At 68.6% G+C, this 16,517-nt stretch carries 16 protein-coding genes; 14 read left to right on the top strand and 2 right to left on the bottom strand.

Annotated elements, in window-relative coordinates:
• The first annotated feature begins 29 nt into the window (after positions 1-29).
• From AC3RX1_RS03420 to AC3RX1_RS03380, 9 genes are all read left to right on the top strand, one after another.
• Complete coding sequence (locus tag AC3RX1_RS03420) at positions 30-503, top strand: MarR family winged helix-turn-helix transcriptional regulator (protein ID WP_491499839.1); 474 nt, start codon at positions 30-32, stop codon at positions 501-503.
• 189 nt (positions 504-692) lie between these two features.
• Complete coding sequence (locus tag AC3RX1_RS03415; RefSeq protein ID WP_491499838.1) at positions 693-1,454, top strand: 3-oxoacid CoA-transferase subunit A; 762 nt, start codon at positions 693-695, stop codon at positions 1,452-1,454.
• Entirely contained in the window at positions 1,451-2,116 is a 666-nt protein-coding gene (locus AC3RX1_RS03410; RefSeq protein ID WP_491499837.1) for a 3-oxoacid CoA-transferase subunit B, read from the top strand. Before AC3RX1_RS03415 ends, AC3RX1_RS03410 begins: the two co-directional genes overlap by 4 nt.
• Position 2,117: 1 nt before the next feature.
• Positions 2,118-3,293, top strand: coding sequence for a thiolase family protein (locus AC3RX1_RS03405; protein ID WP_491499836.1), 1,176 nt, complete (start codon positions 2,118-2,120; stop codon positions 3,291-3,293).
• Between the two features lie 8 nt (positions 3,294-3,301).
• Positions 3,302-4,069 carry an IclR family transcriptional regulator domain-containing protein gene (locus AC3RX1_RS03400; protein ID WP_491499835.1) on the top strand — a complete coding sequence of 256 codons (768 nt, stop codon included), beginning with the start codon at positions 3,302-3,304 and terminating at the stop codon, positions 4,067-4,069.
• Positions 4,070-4,280: 211 nt separating this feature from the next.
• Positions 4,281-5,756 carry a C-glycoside deglycosidase beta subunit domain-containing protein gene (locus AC3RX1_RS03395; RefSeq protein ID WP_491499834.1) on the top strand — a complete coding sequence of 492 codons (1,476 nt, stop codon included), beginning with the start codon at positions 4,281-4,283 and terminating at the stop codon, positions 5,754-5,756.
• Positions 5,757-5,773: 17 nt separating this feature from the next.
• Positions 5,774-6,688, top strand: coding sequence for an alpha/beta hydrolase (locus AC3RX1_RS03390; protein ID WP_491499833.1), 915 nt, complete (start codon positions 5,774-5,776; stop codon positions 6,686-6,688).
• Positions 6,685-7,575 carry a nucleoside hydrolase gene (locus AC3RX1_RS03385; protein WP_491499832.1) on the top strand — a complete coding sequence of 297 codons (891 nt, stop codon included), beginning with the start codon at positions 6,685-6,687 and terminating at the stop codon, positions 7,573-7,575. Before AC3RX1_RS03390 ends, AC3RX1_RS03385 begins: the two co-directional genes overlap by 4 nt.
• A gap of 482 nt (positions 7,576-8,057) precedes the next feature.
• A complete protein-coding gene (locus AC3RX1_RS03380; RefSeq protein WP_491499831.1) occupies positions 8,058-9,203 on the top strand; it encodes a DUF5597 domain-containing protein in 1,146 nt (381 codons plus the stop codon).
• A gap of 51 nt (positions 9,204-9,254) precedes the next feature.
• On the opposite strand, the gene AC3RX1_RS03375 is transcribed toward AC3RX1_RS03380, so the two are convergent.
• On the bottom strand, positions 9,255-10,196 hold the full coding sequence (locus AC3RX1_RS03375; RefSeq protein ID WP_491499830.1) for a LysR family transcriptional regulator: 942 nt from the start codon (positions 10,194-10,196) through the stop codon (positions 9,255-9,257).
• Between the two features lie 96 nt (positions 10,197-10,292).
• Complete coding sequence (locus tag AC3RX1_RS03370) at positions 10,293-11,891, bottom strand: helix-turn-helix domain-containing protein (RefSeq protein ID WP_491499829.1); 1,599 nt, start codon at positions 11,889-11,891, stop codon at positions 10,293-10,295.
• 167 nt (positions 11,892-12,058) lie between these two features.
• Between AC3RX1_RS03370 and AC3RX1_RS03365 the strand changes: the two genes are divergently transcribed.
• The 5 genes from AC3RX1_RS03365 (at position 12,059) to AC3RX1_RS03345 (ending at position 16,505) form a co-directional block, all read left to right on the top strand.
• Positions 12,059-12,571: a PhzA/PhzB family protein gene (locus tag AC3RX1_RS03365; protein WP_491499828.1), complete on the top strand. Its 513-nt coding sequence runs from the start codon at positions 12,059-12,061 to the stop codon at positions 12,569-12,571.
• Positions 12,572-12,608: 37 nt separating this feature from the next.
• Positions 12,609-13,628 carry an ABC transporter substrate-binding protein gene (locus AC3RX1_RS03360; RefSeq protein WP_491499827.1) on the top strand — a complete coding sequence of 340 codons (1,020 nt, stop codon included), beginning with the start codon at positions 12,609-12,611 and terminating at the stop codon, positions 13,626-13,628.
• Positions 13,629-13,895: a type 2 periplasmic-binding domain-containing protein gene (locus tag AC3RX1_RS03355; protein ID WP_491499826.1), complete on the top strand. Its 267-nt coding sequence runs from the start codon at positions 13,629-13,631 to the stop codon at positions 13,893-13,895. It abuts the gene before it with no gap.
• Between the two features lie 5 nt (positions 13,896-13,900).
• On the top strand, positions 13,901-15,022 hold the full coding sequence (locus tag AC3RX1_RS03350; protein ID WP_491499825.1) for an FAD-dependent monooxygenase: 1,122 nt from the start codon (positions 13,901-13,903) through the stop codon (positions 15,020-15,022).
• A gap of 196 nt (positions 15,023-15,218) precedes the next feature.
• Positions 15,219-16,505, top strand: a complete 1,287-nt coding sequence (locus AC3RX1_RS03345) for an ABC transporter substrate-binding protein (RefSeq protein ID WP_491499824.1) — start codon at positions 15,219-15,221, stop codon at positions 16,503-16,505.
• Positions 16,506-16,517: the final 12 nt, after the last annotated feature.

Below are 16,517 nucleotides of genomic sequence, written 5' to 3'. Positions count from 1 at the left end.
ATTATGTGAGAATCGAGCCGGGAGGTGCGATGGCTGAGCGAACCGGCATGGTCCGAGAGAACGTCGAGCCGCGATTCTGGCCGACCGCGGTCGGTGGCGACCTGGCGTTCCTGCTGGCACGCGCCAACGCCGTTTCGCTCGCGAGCGCGAACGCCGCGCTCCTGCCAGAGGGCCTCAAGGTCCGGTCCTATTCGGTGCTCGCTCTGGCCGCTGCCGACGCGCGGCCGACGCAGCGCGAGCTCAGTGAGTTCCTGCGCCTGGATCCCAGTCAGATCGTCGCGCTCATCGACGACCTGCAGCGCCGCGGCTGGGTGACGCGGGAGCCCGATCCGCAGGATCGGCGCGTGAACGTGGTCGTGGTGACGGATGCCGGCCGCACGGCGTACGAGCGCGCGCGGCACGTGGTCGAGGCGCACCAGCGCGAGCACTTCGCCGTGCTCGACGACGACGAACTCGCTCAGCTCACGGCCCTCATGCGTCGCCTCGCCCGTATCGACGAGTAGCGCCTCAAGACCCCCTTCACGCTTGGTGAAGTGGCAGAAGTGGCGGGAATCCGGGTGATCATTCCCGCCACTTCTGTCACCTCACCTCGGTATGGCGGAGCTGGGGAGGGGTGGTGGGAGGACAGGGGCGGGGGGTAGACTGTTCACTGAACGAACAAGCGTCCGCAGGGCGAACACATGGGAGTGCACGTGATCGACAAGACAGTGCCGGATGTCGCCGCCGCGGTGGCCGGTATCCCCGACGGCGCGACCGTGATGATCGGCGGGTTCGGCCGCGCCGGCCAGCCCGTCGAGCTCATCGACGCGCTGATCGATCAGGGCGCCGGCGACCTCACGATCGTCAGCAACAACGCCGGCAACGGCGACGTCGGGATCGCCGCCCTCCTCGCTGAGGGGCGCGTGCGCAAGGTGATCTGCTCGTTCCCTCGTCAGCACGACTCCTGGGTGTTCGACCGTCTCTACCGTGCGGGTGAGGTCGAGCTTGAGCTCGTGCCGCAGGGCAACCTCGCCGAGCGGATCCGCGCGGCCGGTGCCGGCATCGGCGCCTTCTTCTCGCCCACCGGCGTGGGAACGCAGCTCGCGGAGGGCAGGGAGCAGCGCGAGATCGGCGGTCGCCAGTACGTGCTCGAGTACCCGATCGCCGCCGACGTGGCCCTCATCAGTGCCCGTGCCGGCGACCGGTGGGGCAATCTCGTCTACCGCGAGACCGCCCGCAACTTCGGGCCGATCATGGCGACAGCCGCCACCACCACGGTCGTGCAGGTCGACGAGATCGTGCCCCTCGGCGCGCTCGACCCCGAGGCGGTCGTCACCCCCGGCATCTTCGTCGACCGCGTGGTCGCCACCGGCGAGCGTCGCTGGCTGCGCGGTGGCGAGTTCACGGGCGGCGTCGACCTGGAGGGCAATCCACTCGAGTCCGGAGCAGCGCCGACGCAGGAGGTCGACCAGTGACCACGATCAGCCGCCAGGACCTCGCCCGGCGTATCGCCGCCGACATCCCCGAAGGCTCGTACGTGAACCTGGGGATCGGGGCCCCGACCCTCGTCGCGAACTATCTGCCCGAGGGGCAGGAGATCATCCTGCACACCGAGAACGGGCTGCTCGGCATGGGGCCGGCGCCCGCCGCCGACCGGGTCGATCCCGATCTCATCAACGCCGGCAAGCAGGCGGTGACCGCCCTGCCCGGCGCCGCGTACTTCCACCACGCCGACTCGTTCGGCATGATGCGCGGCGGCCACCTCGACGTGTGCGTGCTGGGCGCGTTCCAGGTGTCGCAGACCGGCGACCTGGCCAACTGGTCGACCGGTGCCCCGGGGGCGATCCCCGCGGTCGGCGGCGCGATGGATCTCGCGATCGGTGCGAAGTCGGTCTACGTCATGACCGATCTACTCACCAAGACGGGCGAGTCGAAGCTCGTCGCCGAGTGCTCGTACCCGCTGACGGGCGTCGGATGCGTGACCCGCGTCTACACCGACCACGCCGTGTTCGACGTGACCCCCGGCGGCTTCCGGGTACGCGAGGCGTTCGGCGACAACACCGTCGCCGGCCTCGAGGAGCTCACCGGACTGGAACTCGCGGATGCTTCGGCCGAGGCATCCGGAAGGGAGAACTGAGATGACCGCCAGCTACGTCTACGACGCCGTCCGCACCCCGTTCGGGCGTGCCGGCGGGGCGCTCTCGGGGGTCCGCCCCGACGACCTCGCAGCCGTGGTGATGCGCGCGATCGTCGAGCGCACCGGGCTCGACGCCGCCCGCATCGACGACGTCATCTTCGGCGACGCCAACCAGGCCGGGGAGGACAACCGCAACGTCGCCCGCATGGGAGCGCTGCTCGCGGGCTTTCCGACATCCGTCACCGGCGTGACCGTCAACCGGCTCTGCGCCTCGTCGCTCGAGGCGGTCGTCCAGGCATCCCGTGCGATCGAGACCGGCGACGTCGACGTCGTGCTCGCCGGCGGCGTCGAGTCGATGAGCCGTGCACCGTTCATCGTGGAGAAGTCGCCGCGGCCCTGGCCGGCGACCGGCAACCAGACGCTGTGGAACACGTCGATCGGGTGGCGCATGGTGAACCCGAAGCTGCCGAAGCACTGGACGATCTCGAACGGCGAGTCGGCCGAGAAGGTCGCCCGGGAGTGGGGCATCACCCGCGAGGAGCAGGATGCGTTCGCCCTGCGCTCGCACCAGCGGGCCGCGCAGGCGTGGGCCGATGGCGTGTACGACCGCGAGATCGTGCAGGTTCCCGGGGCCGAGCTCGCCCGGGACGAGGGGATCCGCCCCGACACGTCGCCGGAGAAGCTCGCCGGGCTGCGGGCGCTGTTCGCGTCCGACGACGCGGGCACCGTGACGGCGGGCAACTCGTCGTCGATCAACGACGGCGCCTCAGCGGTGCTGCTCGGCGCCGAAGGGGCGATGGACGTCGAGCCGCTGGCGCGGATCACCGGGCGCGGCGTGCACGGCGTCGACCCCGACGTGTTCCCGCTCGCACCGATCGAGGCCGCCAACAAGGCGCTCGCCCGCGCCGGGCGCACCTGGGCCGACGTCGACGTCGTCGAGCTGAACGAGGCGTTCGCGTCGCAATCGCTCGCCGACATCAAGGGGTGGCCCGAGCTCGACCCCGAGAAGGTGAACATCCACGGCGGGGCGCTGGCGATCGGCCACCCGCTCGGCGCGTCGGGCGGACGCATCTTCGGCCACGCCGCCCACGAGCTCGTCCGTCGCGGCTCCGGCGTCGCGGTGGCGGCGATCTGCATCGGCGTCGGTCAGGGCCTCGCCGTCGTGCTCGAGCGCTGAGCGGCGCCATGACGGAGCGCGACTCGGCCGACTTCGTGCAGTCGCTCGCGCGGGGCCTGGCGGTGATCCGGGCGTTCGACGCCGAACATGCGGAGCTGTCCCTCAGCGAGGTCGCCCGGCGGGCGGACATCCCGCGGGCGGCGGCCGGGCGGTTCCTGCGCACCCTCGAGAGGCTCGGCTACGTCCGCAGCGACGGGCGCCGCTTCGCGCTCACCCCGCGCGTGCTCGAGCTCGGGTTCAGCTACCTTTCGGCGCTGTCGCTGCCCGAGATCGTCCAGCCGCACCTCGAGGCGCTGTCGCGCCGGCTCGACGAGTCGGTCTCCGCGGCGGTGCTCGATCGCGCCGACGTCGTGTACATCGCCCGCGTGCCCACCCGGCGCATCATGAGCGTCGGCATCACGATCGGCACGCGCTTCCCCGCGTACGCGACGAGCATGGGGCGGGTGCTCCTGGCGGGGATGACGGATGCCGCGCGCAGCGCCGCTCTGGCGGAGTCGGCGGACGCCGCCCTCACGGACCGGACGCTCACGGGCGCGGCCCTCGAGGCGGAACTCGACCGCGTGCGGGCCCAGGGGTGGGCGATGGTCGACGGCGAGCTCGAGCCAGGACTGCGCTCGATCGCCGCGCCGATCCACGGCCGGGATGGCGTCGTGCTGGCGGCGGTGAACGTGTCGACCAGCACGCATCGGACCTCGGAGCACCGGGTGCTCGACGAGTACCTCCCGGCCCTGCGCGACACGGCCGCCGCCGTCGACGAGGAGCTGCGGCTCGTCTGAGCCGGGAGCCGCCGCGCGCGGCAAACGCATCCGGCCCTCTCGCGCCGACTCACCTGTCCCGGTTGCACAAGAATCGCCGCTGTGGTGTGCAACTCGGCCAGGTGAACGGCCCACGCCCTGCGCATAAGAGCGCTTCGGACGAACTTATGCCGAAATCCGGCATAAAGGTGGTAATGTGTCGGCATCCGCACCGCAATGAGAGCGAGCAACGATGCCCAACGGACTGATCGCCGACGACAGCCTCCGCGTCCACCCGGAGGGGCTGGCGCTGTCTCTGACCATCCCGTGGTACCGCAGCCTGTGGCTGTCGTCGGTCAGCAGCATCGCGCTGACGGTCGACGGCGCGGAGGTGCCTCAGGACGACCTCGTCTTCGAGCTCGCCGGAACCCGCTATGCGCTCGCCGACCTGCCAGCGCAGAGCGACGTGCTCTGGTATCTGCAGGAGCACCCCCTGCTCATCGCGCGGCGCGAGACCCCCGTCTCGCTCGGCGAGCAGCACGACGTCACAATCCACGGCGAGCTGCGCCTGCCGTACATGCAGATCGCGCCGGGTCAGGACGGCGGCGCGGGCCTCTACGTGCCGAACATCGTGCACCAGTCGCTCACGCTCGCCGCCACGGATCACGATGCGGCGCCTCCGGCGCTGACGGCGGATGTCGCGGCCCCCGTGGAGGCAGACGACGATCCGTTCCGGCTCGGCCTCACCCTGTACTCGGCCAGCGCCGAGTTCCGGGCCGGGTGGTACGACTTCGACGGACTGCTCGACCGCGTGGCTGAGCTCGGCATCGGCCCGGGAATCGAGATCGTGGCGTCGCAGGTGGTGCCGACGTATCCCCACGTGACCGACGAGTTCGTGCGCACCTGGCGTGCGGCGTTCGACCGCCACGGCTTCGACGAGAGCTCGTTCGGCGCGAACCTCGACATGGGGCGGCGCCGCGACCGCGACATGACCCCCGACGAGGAGTTCGAGTTCTCGAAGCTCATGTTCGAAGGTGCGCACAAGCTCGGATTCCCGCTCGTGCGCATCCAGTCAGCCAAGCCCGACCTGCTGCGCCGGCTCCTGCCGGTCGCCGAAGACCTCGACCTGAAGCTCGCGTACGAGATCCACGCGCCGATGGGCCCGAACGCGCCCGAGATCCTGCGGGTGCGCGAGACGTACGCCGAGCTCGACTCGCCGCTGCTCGGATTCGTCGCCGACTTCTCGGCGACCATGCGCGCGATGTCGCCGACCCTGCTGCGCGCGGTGCGGCGGGCGGGTCTCGACGACGCCGCGCTGCAGCGCCTGCAGGAGATCTGGGCGACGGATGCGCCGATGCGCGAACGGCAGGAGGAGTTCATCGGGTACCTGCGCGGCCGCGACTTCGACCCCGGGCGGCTGGGCTCGTTCGCGCACCTCGCGTTCAACATGCACGGTCACGTCGACCCGCGCGAGTGGGCCGACATCATGCCGCAGATCCTGCACGTGCATGCGAAGTTCTACGACATCGACGAGCAGGGCCACGAACCGGCGATCGACTATCCCGAGCTCGTGCGGGTGTTCGTCGAGGGCGGCTACCGCGGGTACTGGTCGAGCGAATGGGAAGGGCACGCGTTCGCTGAGCTCGGCGAGGTCGACCCGCTCGAGCTCGTCCGCCGCCAGCACGACCTGATCCGCTCGACGATGCGGTCGCTGCGCCAGCCCGCGTGACCGAGGGGAGAGGGCCCATGTCCGAGACTGAAGCCGACGTCGACATCAGACGGATGCCGCTGCCCGACGCGCTGCGCTGGCTGCGCGAGCATGGTGAACCGGTCGATCGTCGGCAGGACATCGACACGGCCTCGCTCAAGCGGAGGTTCCCACTCCTGGCGAACGTGACGACGCACGACGTGACGATCGACGGCCCGCACGGGCCGCAGCCGGCACGGACGTACCGGGATGGCGGGGCAGCGGCATCCGGTCGTGCGCTCGTCTGGGTGCACGGCGGCGCGTTCATCGGCGGATACCTCGATATGCCCGAGTCGCACTGGGTGGCGCTCGAGCTCGCCAGCCGCGGGATCCCCGTCCTCGCCGTCGACTACACGAAATGCCTCGGCGACGTGCACTATCCCGTGCCTTCGGACGACGTCATCGCTGCGTGGGACCATGCCCGCGCGCACGCCCCCGAGCTTCTCGGGGTCGAAGCCGGCGCGCTGTTCCTCGGCGGCGCGAGCGCCGGCGGCGCGCTCGCCTCGGGCGTCACGGCACGACTGCGCGATGACGGGGCGGCGCTGCCCGCCGGGCTCGTCCTGGTCTACCCGGTGGCCCACCCGGACGGTGGCCGGCCGGGGCAGCTGCCCGACCCCGCGTCGCCGACGACGCAGCTCGCACTCAACTATGCTGGCTCGCCGGAGGCGCTCGCAGACCCTCACGTGTTCGCCGGCAACGGATCGGGGGACGGGTACCCGCCGACCCTGATCGTCGTGTGTGAGCTGGACGGGTTGCGACCTTCGGGTGAGGCGTTTGCGGCGCAGCTCTCCGACGCGGACGTCGACGTCACACTCCATCTGGAGCCGGGGGCCGATCACGCTCACATCAACGAGCCGTCGGACCCGACGGCCCTGCCAACGATCGAAACGATCGCGAACTGGATCCGGCGGTGACGTACCGCCGCATTCCCGTGACGCCGCAGGTGCGGGTCATCGTCGACAATGATTTCGCAGGCGATCCAGACGGGCTTCTTGCACTCGCGCACCACTTCCTTGCCCATGCCGCCGTCGTCCGCGCCGTGACCTGCTCGTCGATCGCGACGACACAGTCCTCCTATATCCCGGGAAGCCCCGCCCGGGACTCCGCACGGGAACTGATGCGCAGACGGGGGCTGGTCGACCCGCCCGTCGTCTCCGACGACGTCCAGGTGTCCTTCGCTCAGTTGAGCGCGCCGACGCAGGGGGCGCGCCTCATCCTGGCCGAATCTCTTCGAGACGACTCGCTGCCCCTGGTGATCGCCTGTGGTGGACCGCTCACGCATGTCGCATCGGCGCTGCGGGAAGATCCCACTCTGGCGGATCGCATGGAGTTGATCTGGATCGGCGGCGGCGCTCACCCGGCCGGTGATTGGGAGTACAACCTGTTCCTCGATCTGCCGGCCGCACAGTACGTCTTCAACGAGACGAGGACGCGAATCACTCAGATCCCTCAGCATGTCTATCGGCAGTGTGCGATGTCGGTGGCAGAGCTCGAGGACGGCCTGCTGTCCGCGGGGACATTCGGGGTCTGGCTGTACGACAGGTTCACCACACCGCCCGACTTCATCGCGATCGGCGGCGTCTGGCCGATGGGCGACAGCCCTCCGGTGATGATCACTGCCCTCTCCGTCGAATCGAGCACCCCTCGCGTCATTGAGGCGCCGTGGATCACCGATGAGGGGACATATGCACGGCATCCGCATCCACGTGCGCTGACCCTGTATGACAGGGTCGACGCGCGCCTGATCTTCGCTGACTTCTTTGCGCGACTGCGCCTGCACGAACGGAAGGGTCTCTTGTGAAACGGGATTCGATGCCTACCCCTGCTTGGCGAATCGGTGGGACGCAATTACTGCACAACGGCAGCCCGGCTCTCCTGCTCGGTGGACAAGTGCACAACTCATCAGCGTCGAGCGCGACTGGGATCGCCGGCTCGTTCGAGCATGCGCGGGCCGTCGGCGGAAACACCGTGATCGCACCGGTGTACTGGGACCTGTGCGAACCGCACGAGGGCGAGCGTGACTTCGCGCTCGTCGACGCAATGCTCACCGAGGCCGACGCCCACGGTCTCCGTCTCGTTCTCCTCTGGTTCGGAGCGTTCAAGAATGCCGGATCGACGTACGCTCCCCGTTGGGTGCGAGCCGACCCGGCGCGATTCCCTCGCGCCCGTGTCGCCGGAAGCATCCGTCCCGCCTTCACCTACGAGGGTGCGACCCACAAGCCCGTCCTGAGCGTCTTTTCGGGAGAGCTGCGCGATGCTGACGCTCGCGCATTCGAAGCGCTCATGACGTTCGTGGCGCAGCATCCGCATCGCGATGTCGTCGCACTTGTTCAGATCGAGAACGAGGTGGGGCTGCTGGCAGACAGCAGAGACCGGTCGAATCTCGCCGAGGAGGCGTGGAACTCAGCGGTGCCGGCCGAGTTCCACGCCTTCGTCGGAGACGCCGCAGACCGATCCCTTGCGCGTCGGCTCTGGCAGGCAGCTGGTCGTGCAACGAGTGGCTCGTGGGCCGACGTGCTCGGTGAAAGCGACGACGCCGACGAAGTGTTCATGGCATGGGCATTCGCGACGTATGTCGAGACGCTTGCGGAACGTGGTGCGGCGGTGTGGCCGGTGCCCTTTTACGTGAACGCGTGGCTCGGCCCTCAGCCTGGTCAGGATCGACCTGGTCAGTATCCGAGTGGCGGACCGGGTGCGCGCGTGCTCGACGTCTGGCGGGCCGCGGCACCCACACTCGACATGCTCAGTCCAGACATCTACATCGACGATGCGGTATCCGTCATCGAGGCCTACGCGTCCGGCGACGAGCCGCTCTTCGTTCCAGAGTGCCGTCTCCGCGCGGGAGACGCCGTCCTCGCGATTCGGCGGGGGGCAGTTGGCTGGTCTGCATTTGGCATCGAGGACGCACGCGTCGATGGCCAGACGTCGCAACTGCTGAAGATTCTCGCGCAGCTGGAGGAGACGTTCGCTCGCGCTCAGCGAGAGGGTCGGATTGCCGGGATCGTCCTCGAAGAGGGGTCCGATGTGACAGAGGTCGTGGTCGGGGGGACTCGCATCGTCGCCCGGGGGACGCGCGACCTGTTCGGGCGGATGCTGCTCGACGCAGGGGTGGCACATCTGCCGCCGGTCCCGGAGCTTGTTGACGAGACTGTGGCCGGCGCGCGCATCGGGAGCCCGCACGATACCCGGCCGCTCGCGCTCATTGTCGCCGAAGGCGACGACGAGTTTCTGGTCATCGGCGAGGGCGTCACGCTCGACTTCTTCGATGAGGACACCGTCGTTGAGATCGACTCTGTGGTTCGTGGCGAATATGTCGATGGGCGGTGGCATCCGGGACTCGCACTCAACGGCGACGAGCGGCTGAACATCCTGCCCACCGACACCATCGGCGTCGTGAAGGTGCGCCTTCTCCGACTCACGCAGGAGTGAACAGCCGGCGCAGTTCCGCCCGGCATCGGGCGCAGATGACAGAGTGAGCCTTCAACGGTCTGCCCGGTCTCCTGCGGTGATCGTTCGTCCGGCCTCGATGAACAGGTCGCGCATCCACGCGTGCTCGGGATCTCGCGAGTGCACCGGATGCCACCACAGCGCATTGACCAGGGGCGTGGCAGCGAATGGCAGACGGACGACACGGACTCCTGGAACCTCGCGAGCCAGCGGGATGAGCGCAGCTTGGATCAGACCGACACGTCGCGTCCCGGCGACGAAGTGGGGCAGTGCGAGGAAGCTTTCGACGACAACCTCGACGCGCGGCTCAACGCCGAGCTGCTGGATCTGACGGCCCACTGACGTGAAGGCGCTGCGCGAGGCATACGTCATCACGAACGGCAATGCCGTGAGGTTCTCCATCGTCAGCTCGTCACCCACGGCGCTGTTCGCATCCGCCACGATCGCGACCCAGTCGTCGTGCCAGAGATCCGCGTACGGCAGGTCGGTGAGGAAGCCGTGCGGGAGGACCATCCCGTCCGCCGAGCGGAGCCGGGTCGCCGCATCCTCCACGACAGTGGGCGTGTGCAGGAGGAACCGGAACCTGACGCCCGGGGCCCGCTCCGCCGCGAGCCGCGTCACGACGGTGCCGATCGTCGCGAAGGCGTGGTCGGAGCCGTACACCGAGAACTCGCGCGTCGACTCCGCGGGCTCCCACTCCGCCTGACTCTCGAATACGCGGCGCGCGGCGTCGAGCGCGATCGTGGTGTGGTCGGCGAGGCGGAGCGCGAACGGCGTCAGCTCGTAGGTGTTCCCGCGCCGGGCGAGGATCGGGTCGCCGAAGTGGTTTCGCAGCCGGGCGAGCGCGGCGCTCAATGCCGGCTGGCTCAGGTGAAGGCGCTCTGCGGCTCGTGTCACGCTGCGCTCAGTGAGCAGGGCGTCGAGCGACACGAGGAGGTTGAGATCGAGGCGCGAAAGCAGCACGTGGTCGGTCACGTCGATGTGATCCTCAGAACGGGTGGCGAGGAACGGCCATTGTATCCATGATGCGGATGCCGCTGCCAGGCGGCATCGGCTACGGCGATGCCGTCCTCACCCGCTGAGCAGCGATCTCCACTCCAGCGCGAGAAGGAGCCGTGCCACGAACGAGTAGTCGCGCACGTCGGCATTCAGCAGGGTGTTGATGCGTTCGAGGCGCTGCTTCACCGTGTTCACGTGCAGGTGCATTCTGCGAGCCGTGCTCGTCGCGCTGCCGTTCACGGCCAGGTACGTGACGAGCGTGTCGAGCAGCCGCGCGTCGTGGCGACGGTCGTACTCCTCGATGGGTCCGAGAACCTCGGCGATGAGCGCTCGAGCATCCTGTTCCGGGATCGAGGCGGTCACGCTCAGCACCGACCCGATCTCCTCGAACGGCACGAGGCGTCCGCCGCGTGCGCGGGAGATGTGCGCCGCTGTCGTGGCGTCCTGATACGCGCGCCGGAACGCGCCCGCCAGGACCGGGCCCGCGTACCCGCCACCGAGATACCCTGTTGCGGCGAGCAGCCGGGGCCGTAGGCGGGAGAGGTCGGATGTGTCGGACACGAGCGCGACCAGCAGGGATCCCCGCGCCACCACGGTGCGGCCGGGAGGCGTGTCCTCGTGGTGGAGCTCGGTGGCGAGGTCGAGAGCGTGCTCGGCGTCCGCGAGCTCCGCGACCAGCACGATGAGCCGGTGGTCGTCGATGCCGAGCAGCGACTCGGCTGCCGAGATCGCAGAGGGAGCAGCGTCATCCTCCGTCAGCAGCAGAAGGGCACGGTCGCGCGCATCGGTGAGCCGGCGCTCGCGATCGCGATGGTCGAGCTCGATCGCCATGAGCGTGGCGGCGAACCGCGTCATCCGCTGCGCGGCGGGAGAGCTCGCTCGGCTCTCGAGCGCACCGTGCACACGCGTCCCCGCAATCGAGACGACGTCTTCCGACGCGCCATCCCTCGCCGGAACGATCCGCGCGGGCAGCTCGCGCCGAGCCAGCGCATCGAGCACCGCATCCGGTTCCGGGTTCTGCGCGGCGATGCCGACGATCTCCTCGGCGAACGAGAGCACCTGATCGGCTTCGTCGCGGGCGGCGAGATGCGCGCCGGCGGACTGGACTGCCGCCGCCCGCTCCTCGGCCAGGCTATCCGCGGCGTCGGTCACCTCGATCACGAGCGCCGTCATGCGCGCGGCGATCCGGATGAGATGCCGCTGTGCGGCATCCGGTTCATGCCGCTGCGCCCAGTACAGGGCGAGCACGCCGAGTGAGCGTCCGCGGCGCACGAGCGGAATCGTGCACATCGAGGCGAGCGGGAACTCCGCGCTCGCCGCATCCGTCACGACCTGCATCTCACCCGTGAGGAACGCTTCGACGCTCGGCGCCAGCACGCTGCGGCGGACGATGTGCGTCTCGAGCTTGCCGAGCTGGAGCACCTCGTCCCGGGCGATCTGCAGATTCGTGGGCGTGAGGACCCCCGCCGCGTTCGACACGGCGACGGTGTGCAGCGCAGTCCCTTCCGCATCGACCAGCCGCACCATGGTCGCCGCGCAGCCCATGATCTCGCTCGTCTTCTCGCACAGCAGCGGCAGAGCCTCTGCTCGTGGTCGGATGCCGTCGGCGGAGACCATCGTCTCCAGCAGCAGATCGAGGTCTTCCTCGGCTGAGGGTCGGTGCTGATCCATGGGCCGCCCGCTGTCTCCGGTCTTGGGTGTCGAAACCGACTGGTCTGAGGCGTCAGTCTATGGCCGATCAGACGTCGTACTGCGGCGGCGGCTTCCGTAGCGTGAAGGTCGCACCGCACCCGACGGCGCCCGCTGTCGGTTGGGAGGGATTCGCGAAGGAGTGACGAATGGACGACGCACAGCGCGCGCTGCAGGACCTCAACCGTACGACCGTGGAGCGGTTCTTCACCGCGCACGGGCTGGAACGGGCTTCGCTGTTCACGAAGGACGGCTACAAGGTCCTGCCCTGGACAGGCATGGGCTTTCCGATCGACATGCGCGGACAGTACGAGCTGAAGTACAACTTCCTGATCAACAGGGAGATCTTCACCGGATGGACCTGGAGTGACATCCACGTGTTCGACACGCAGTACCCCGACCAGTTCTGGGTGGAGTGCTTCGGCGCCGGTGTCATCCGCTCTCCGGAACCGGGATACGAGCCGGTGCACTACAAGAACCACTACCTGCACCACTTCCTGCTCGTCGACGGCAAGATCTCCGGGTTCCGGGAGTTCCAGAACGCCGTCACAAAGGTCACGAACGACGCCGGGGAGGTCGTCCCCATGCCGCCCCTGGGCGACTGGAAGCCCCCGACGGACTGGCAGGAGCCGGCCGACTGGACGCCCTCTTCCAACGACTGAAACCCGACACCCACCACCCACGACAGAAAGGCACGCCATGACACAGCACCGTCGCTTGCGCATGATCCGCACCGCCGCCCTCGCCGCCGGTCTCGCCGGCATCCTCGTCCTCGCCGGATGCTCCGGCTCCGGATCCGCGGACACCGAGAAGCAGACCGACACGAAGAAGTTCTCCCTGTCCTTCGGCCCGGCCAACGACGAGGAGACCGGCTACGAGAAGCTGGCCAAGCAGTACATGAAGGAGAACCCCGACGTCACGATCACGCTGAACCCGCTCCCGGGAGAGACGTACCCGCAGGCGATCCGCACACAGCTACAAGCAGGAAACGCGTCGGACGTCTTCGTGGCGGCTCCCGGCTCCGGACAGCCCTACAGCATCGTGCCCCTCGCCAAGGCCGGGCTGATCGCACCGCTCGGCAAGGCTGCCACCAACGTCATCCCGGCGGGGTCGGAAGGCCTGTTCCAGGTCGACGGCAAGACATACGGTCAGGCGCTCAGCATCTCTTTCATGGCGGACATCTTCAACACGCTTCCCGGCGTCGCGTACCCGACCGACGAGGCGACCGTGCTCGACACCTGCGCGAAGCTCAAGGCCGACGGCAAGGCGCTCTTCATCGTCGCTGGCTCTGTGAACGCCAACACGGGCCTCATGGCACAGATCATCGCCGCCACCCGCGTGTACGCGCAGGATCCCGACTGGAACGCCAAGCGCGCTTCCGGCGACGTGACCTTCGCGGGCTCCCAGGGATGGAAGCAGACGCTCCAGACCGTCATCGATATGAATAAGGCCGGCTGCTTCCAGAAGGGCGCCGAAGGCGCGGGGTTCGATGCCATCACCAACGGGCTGACACAGGGCAGCGGACTCAGCATGTTCGGCCCGAGCAACGCCGCAGCAGACATCAACAAGGCCGCTGCCGGACACGCGAAGTTCGTCGTCCACGCGTTCCCACCCGCACAGTCGACGGACAAGGCCTTCGGCCTGGCCAGCTCCACCTACGCGTACGCGCTGTCCGCGAACTCGAAGAACAAGGTCGCGGCGCAGAAGTTCCTGGACTGAATGGCCGAGCCGGAGCAGTCGAAGACCTTCGCGGAGACCGCGGGCGACCTCCCAGTGACCGGCGTCGCGGGGCTGGATCTCTCGGACAGCGTGTTCGCGCCGGTCGCCGGCATCCTCGGCAGCGGCGCCTACGCCCCACTGCCGAACGCGACTTGGCCGAACGCCTCGGTCTACGACGCACTGGGCGCTGGTGTGCAGGGTCTGCTCACCGGTCAGAAGACGATCGACCAGGTGCTGGCCGACATGGACGCGGCGTGGGGAGCATGACCTCAGTGACGCATGTTCTCGTTGCAGGAGCGGGAATCGCCGGCCTCGCCACCGCCAACGCCCTCTCGCGGCTGGAGGGGTTCGAGGTCGACGTCGTCGACCCGAATCCCCGGCCGGTGGGGGTGGCCGTGGGGCTGTCGTCGTGCGCGCTGCGCGGCCTCGCCGCGATCGACGTCCTCGACCCGGTGCTCGCTGCCAGCGCGCCGAGCATGTCGCTGCACATGTGCACCGCCGACGGCACCACGATCGTGCATGTCGACCGGACGACCCCAGCGGGGCAGCCGTATCCCGACAATGTGATCGTCGATCGGCTGAGCCTTGCTGAGGCGCTCGCGTCCTCGCTCGCCCAGCGCAGCGTCACGGTGAGGGCCGGTGTCGCCGTGACCGGGGTCTCGTCGCTTGATGACGGCATGCTGGCGGAGTTCGACCAGGGCGAGCCGCGGCGCTACGACCTTATCGTGGGCGCGGACGGTGCCGGGTCGCAGCTGCGCGACGCGGTGCTCGCTGATGGTCGGGAGAACCTCGACCAGCTCGGTCTCCGCTGGGTGACGGGTCCCGTCGACGGCCTGGAACACGGAACCATGTTCCTTGGCCCGCGGGCGGTCAAGCTCGGGCTCTGGCCGCTCGGTGACGGCAGCGTCTACGCGTTCCTCACCCTGCCCCGTCCGGGCCTTCCTCGTGCCGATCGCGAGGAGGTCCTCGCCGACGTGCAGCAGGTGCTGCAGGAGTTCTCCTTCCCGGGAGTCGACGAACTGCGGGTGGGCGTGCCGTGGGACGACGTGCACATCGCGATGTTCCAGACGCTGATGCCTGAAGCGCCCTGGCATCGCGGGCGGCTCGTTCTCGTCGGCGACGCCGTGCACGTGATGCCGCCGCACGGGTCGAGCGGGGCGGCAATGGCGATCGAGGATGCGTCTGTGCTCGCCGACGAACTCAGGCGAGCGCCGATCGACGCGGCGCTGGAGGCGTACGGCCGTCGCCGTGTCGACCGCGTCCGCCGGGTCGTCGAGTACTCCACCGCCAACTGCCGTGCCGAGAACGACGCGGCCGAGGCGGGCACCGTGGCGCCTCCGATGGACCCGGGGGAGGCGACGAGCTTCTGGGAGTTTCTCCGCACCGAGCCGTGAGAAGACCGCCCTGCCGGACCCGCTCAGACCGCCCGGTCTGGCTGGGTCTGGCACGCCAGGCGCGGACTGACGCCCGCCTTATGCCATATATCGAAGAAACTAATGTGTCTTTTCTGCATATCGCGGTCATACTGGGGACGACAGCATGGTGTCTCGATCACCCGAGCCGCCGACAACGAAGTCAGAAAGGCCCGACATGACACAGCAACGTCGCTCTCGTGCACTCCGCGCCGGCGTCTTCGCCACCGCGGTTGCCGGTGCTCTCATTCTCGCCGGATGCTCCGGCTCGACCGGCGGCAACGGCGGTGACTCCACCACCGACACGAAGCAGTTCTCCCTCGCCTTCGGCGTCTCGAACGAAGTCGAGACCGGATACGAGAAGCTCGCCAAGCAGTACATGGACGAGAACCCCGACGTGAAGATCACGCTGAACAAACTTCCCGGCGAGAGCTTCAACCAGACCATTCGCACGCAGCTGCAGGCGGGCAACGCCTCCGACGTCTTCGTGGCAGCCCCGGGCGTCGGCCAGGCGCAGAGCGTCGTCTCCCTGGCGAAGGCGGGCCTGCTCGCGCCGCTCGACGACACCGCGAAGAAGCTCATCCCCGCGGGCGCCGACGCGCAGTTCATCGTCGACGGCAAGGTGTACGGGCAGGCGCTCGACATCGCCTTCGTCGGGAACGTCTACAACACGATGCCGGGAGTGGCTTACCCCAAGGACTTCCAGGGCGTCCTCGACACCTGCAAGTCGATGGCAGCCGACGGCAAGTCGCTCTTCGTGATCGCCGGCTCGATCGGAGCCAACACCGGCATCATGGCGCAGACCGTCTCGGCCACGCGTGTATATGCCCAGGACCCGGAGTGGGACCAGAAGCGTGCCAAGGGTGAGGTGACCTTCGCGGATTCGCAGGGCTGGAAGGACACGCTGCAGGCGATCGTCGACATGAACAAGGCGGGCTGCTTCCAGAAGGGCGCAGCGGGCGCCGGCTTCGATGCGATCACGAACGGCCTGACGCAGGGCAAGGCCCTGGGGATGTTCGGACCGAGCGGAGCCGCCACGGAGATCAACACGGCGGCGCAGGGGCACGCGAAGTTCGCCGTCGAGGCGTTCCCCGCCGCAACGTCTTCCGACAAGCCCTTCGCCATCGCGAGCTCGACGTACGCGTATTCCATCTCGGCCGCTTCCAAGAACAAGGTCGCGGCACAGAAGTTCCTCGACTGGATGGCTGAGCCCGAGCAGTCGAAGGCCTTCGCGAAGGACCAGGGCACGATTCCTGTGTCGGGTTACCAGGACATCGACTTCAAGGACTCGGTCTACGCCCCGGTCGAGACGATCCTCAAGGACGGCGCCTTCACGCCGATCCCGAACTCGTCGTGGCCGAATGCAGCGGTGTACGACGCGCTTGGCGCGGGCGTGCAGGGTCTGCTGACCGGTCAGAAGACGATCGATCAGGTGCTCGCCGACATGGACGCCGCCTGGCAGTGATTCGATGAGCCG

The sequence above is a fragment of the Microbacterium altimontanum genome, from assembly GCF_058349865.2.
The sequence above is the reverse complement of the archived record's forward strand: the minus strand, read 5'-3'. Positions and strand labels throughout refer to the sequence as shown.

Excerpts from the sequence above, each read along its gene's own strand:
- AC3RX1_RS03355 (WP_491499826.1), top strand. The coding sequence starts at position 13,629 with ATGGCCGAGCCGGAGCAGTCGAAGACCTTCGCGGAGACCGCGGGCGAC.
- AC3RX1_RS03370 (WP_491499829.1), bottom strand. The coding sequence starts at position 11,891 with ATGGATCAGCACCGACCCTCAGCCGAGGAAGACCTCGATCTGCTGCTG.
- AC3RX1_RS03405 (WP_491499836.1), top strand. The coding sequence starts at position 2,118 with ATGACCGCCAGCTACGTCTACGACGCCGTCCGCACCCCGTTCGGGCGT.
- AC3RX1_RS03345 (WP_491499824.1), top strand. The coding sequence starts at position 15,219 with ATGACACAGCAACGTCGCTCTCGTGCACTCCGCGCCGGCGTCTTCGCC.
- AC3RX1_RS03360 (WP_491499827.1), top strand. The coding sequence starts at position 12,609 with ATGACACAGCACCGTCGCTTGCGCATGATCCGCACCGCCGCCCTCGCC.
- AC3RX1_RS03390 (WP_491499833.1), top strand. The coding sequence starts at position 5,774 with ATGTCCGAGACTGAAGCCGACGTCGACATCAGACGGATGCCGCTGCCC.
- AC3RX1_RS03400 (WP_491499835.1), top strand. The coding sequence starts at position 3,302 with ATGACGGAGCGCGACTCGGCCGACTTCGTGCAGTCGCTCGCGCGGGGC.
- AC3RX1_RS03420 (WP_491499839.1), top strand. The coding sequence starts at position 30 with ATGGCTGAGCGAACCGGCATGGTCCGAGAGAACGTCGAGCCGCGATTC.
- AC3RX1_RS03380 (WP_491499831.1), top strand. The coding sequence starts at position 8,058 with ATGACGTTCGTGGCGCAGCATCCGCATCGCGATGTCGTCGCACTTGTT.
- AC3RX1_RS03395 (WP_491499834.1), top strand. The coding sequence starts at position 4,281 with ATGCCCAACGGACTGATCGCCGACGACAGCCTCCGCGTCCACCCGGAG.
- AC3RX1_RS03365 (WP_491499828.1), top strand. The coding sequence starts at position 12,059 with ATGGACGACGCACAGCGCGCGCTGCAGGACCTCAACCGTACGACCGTG.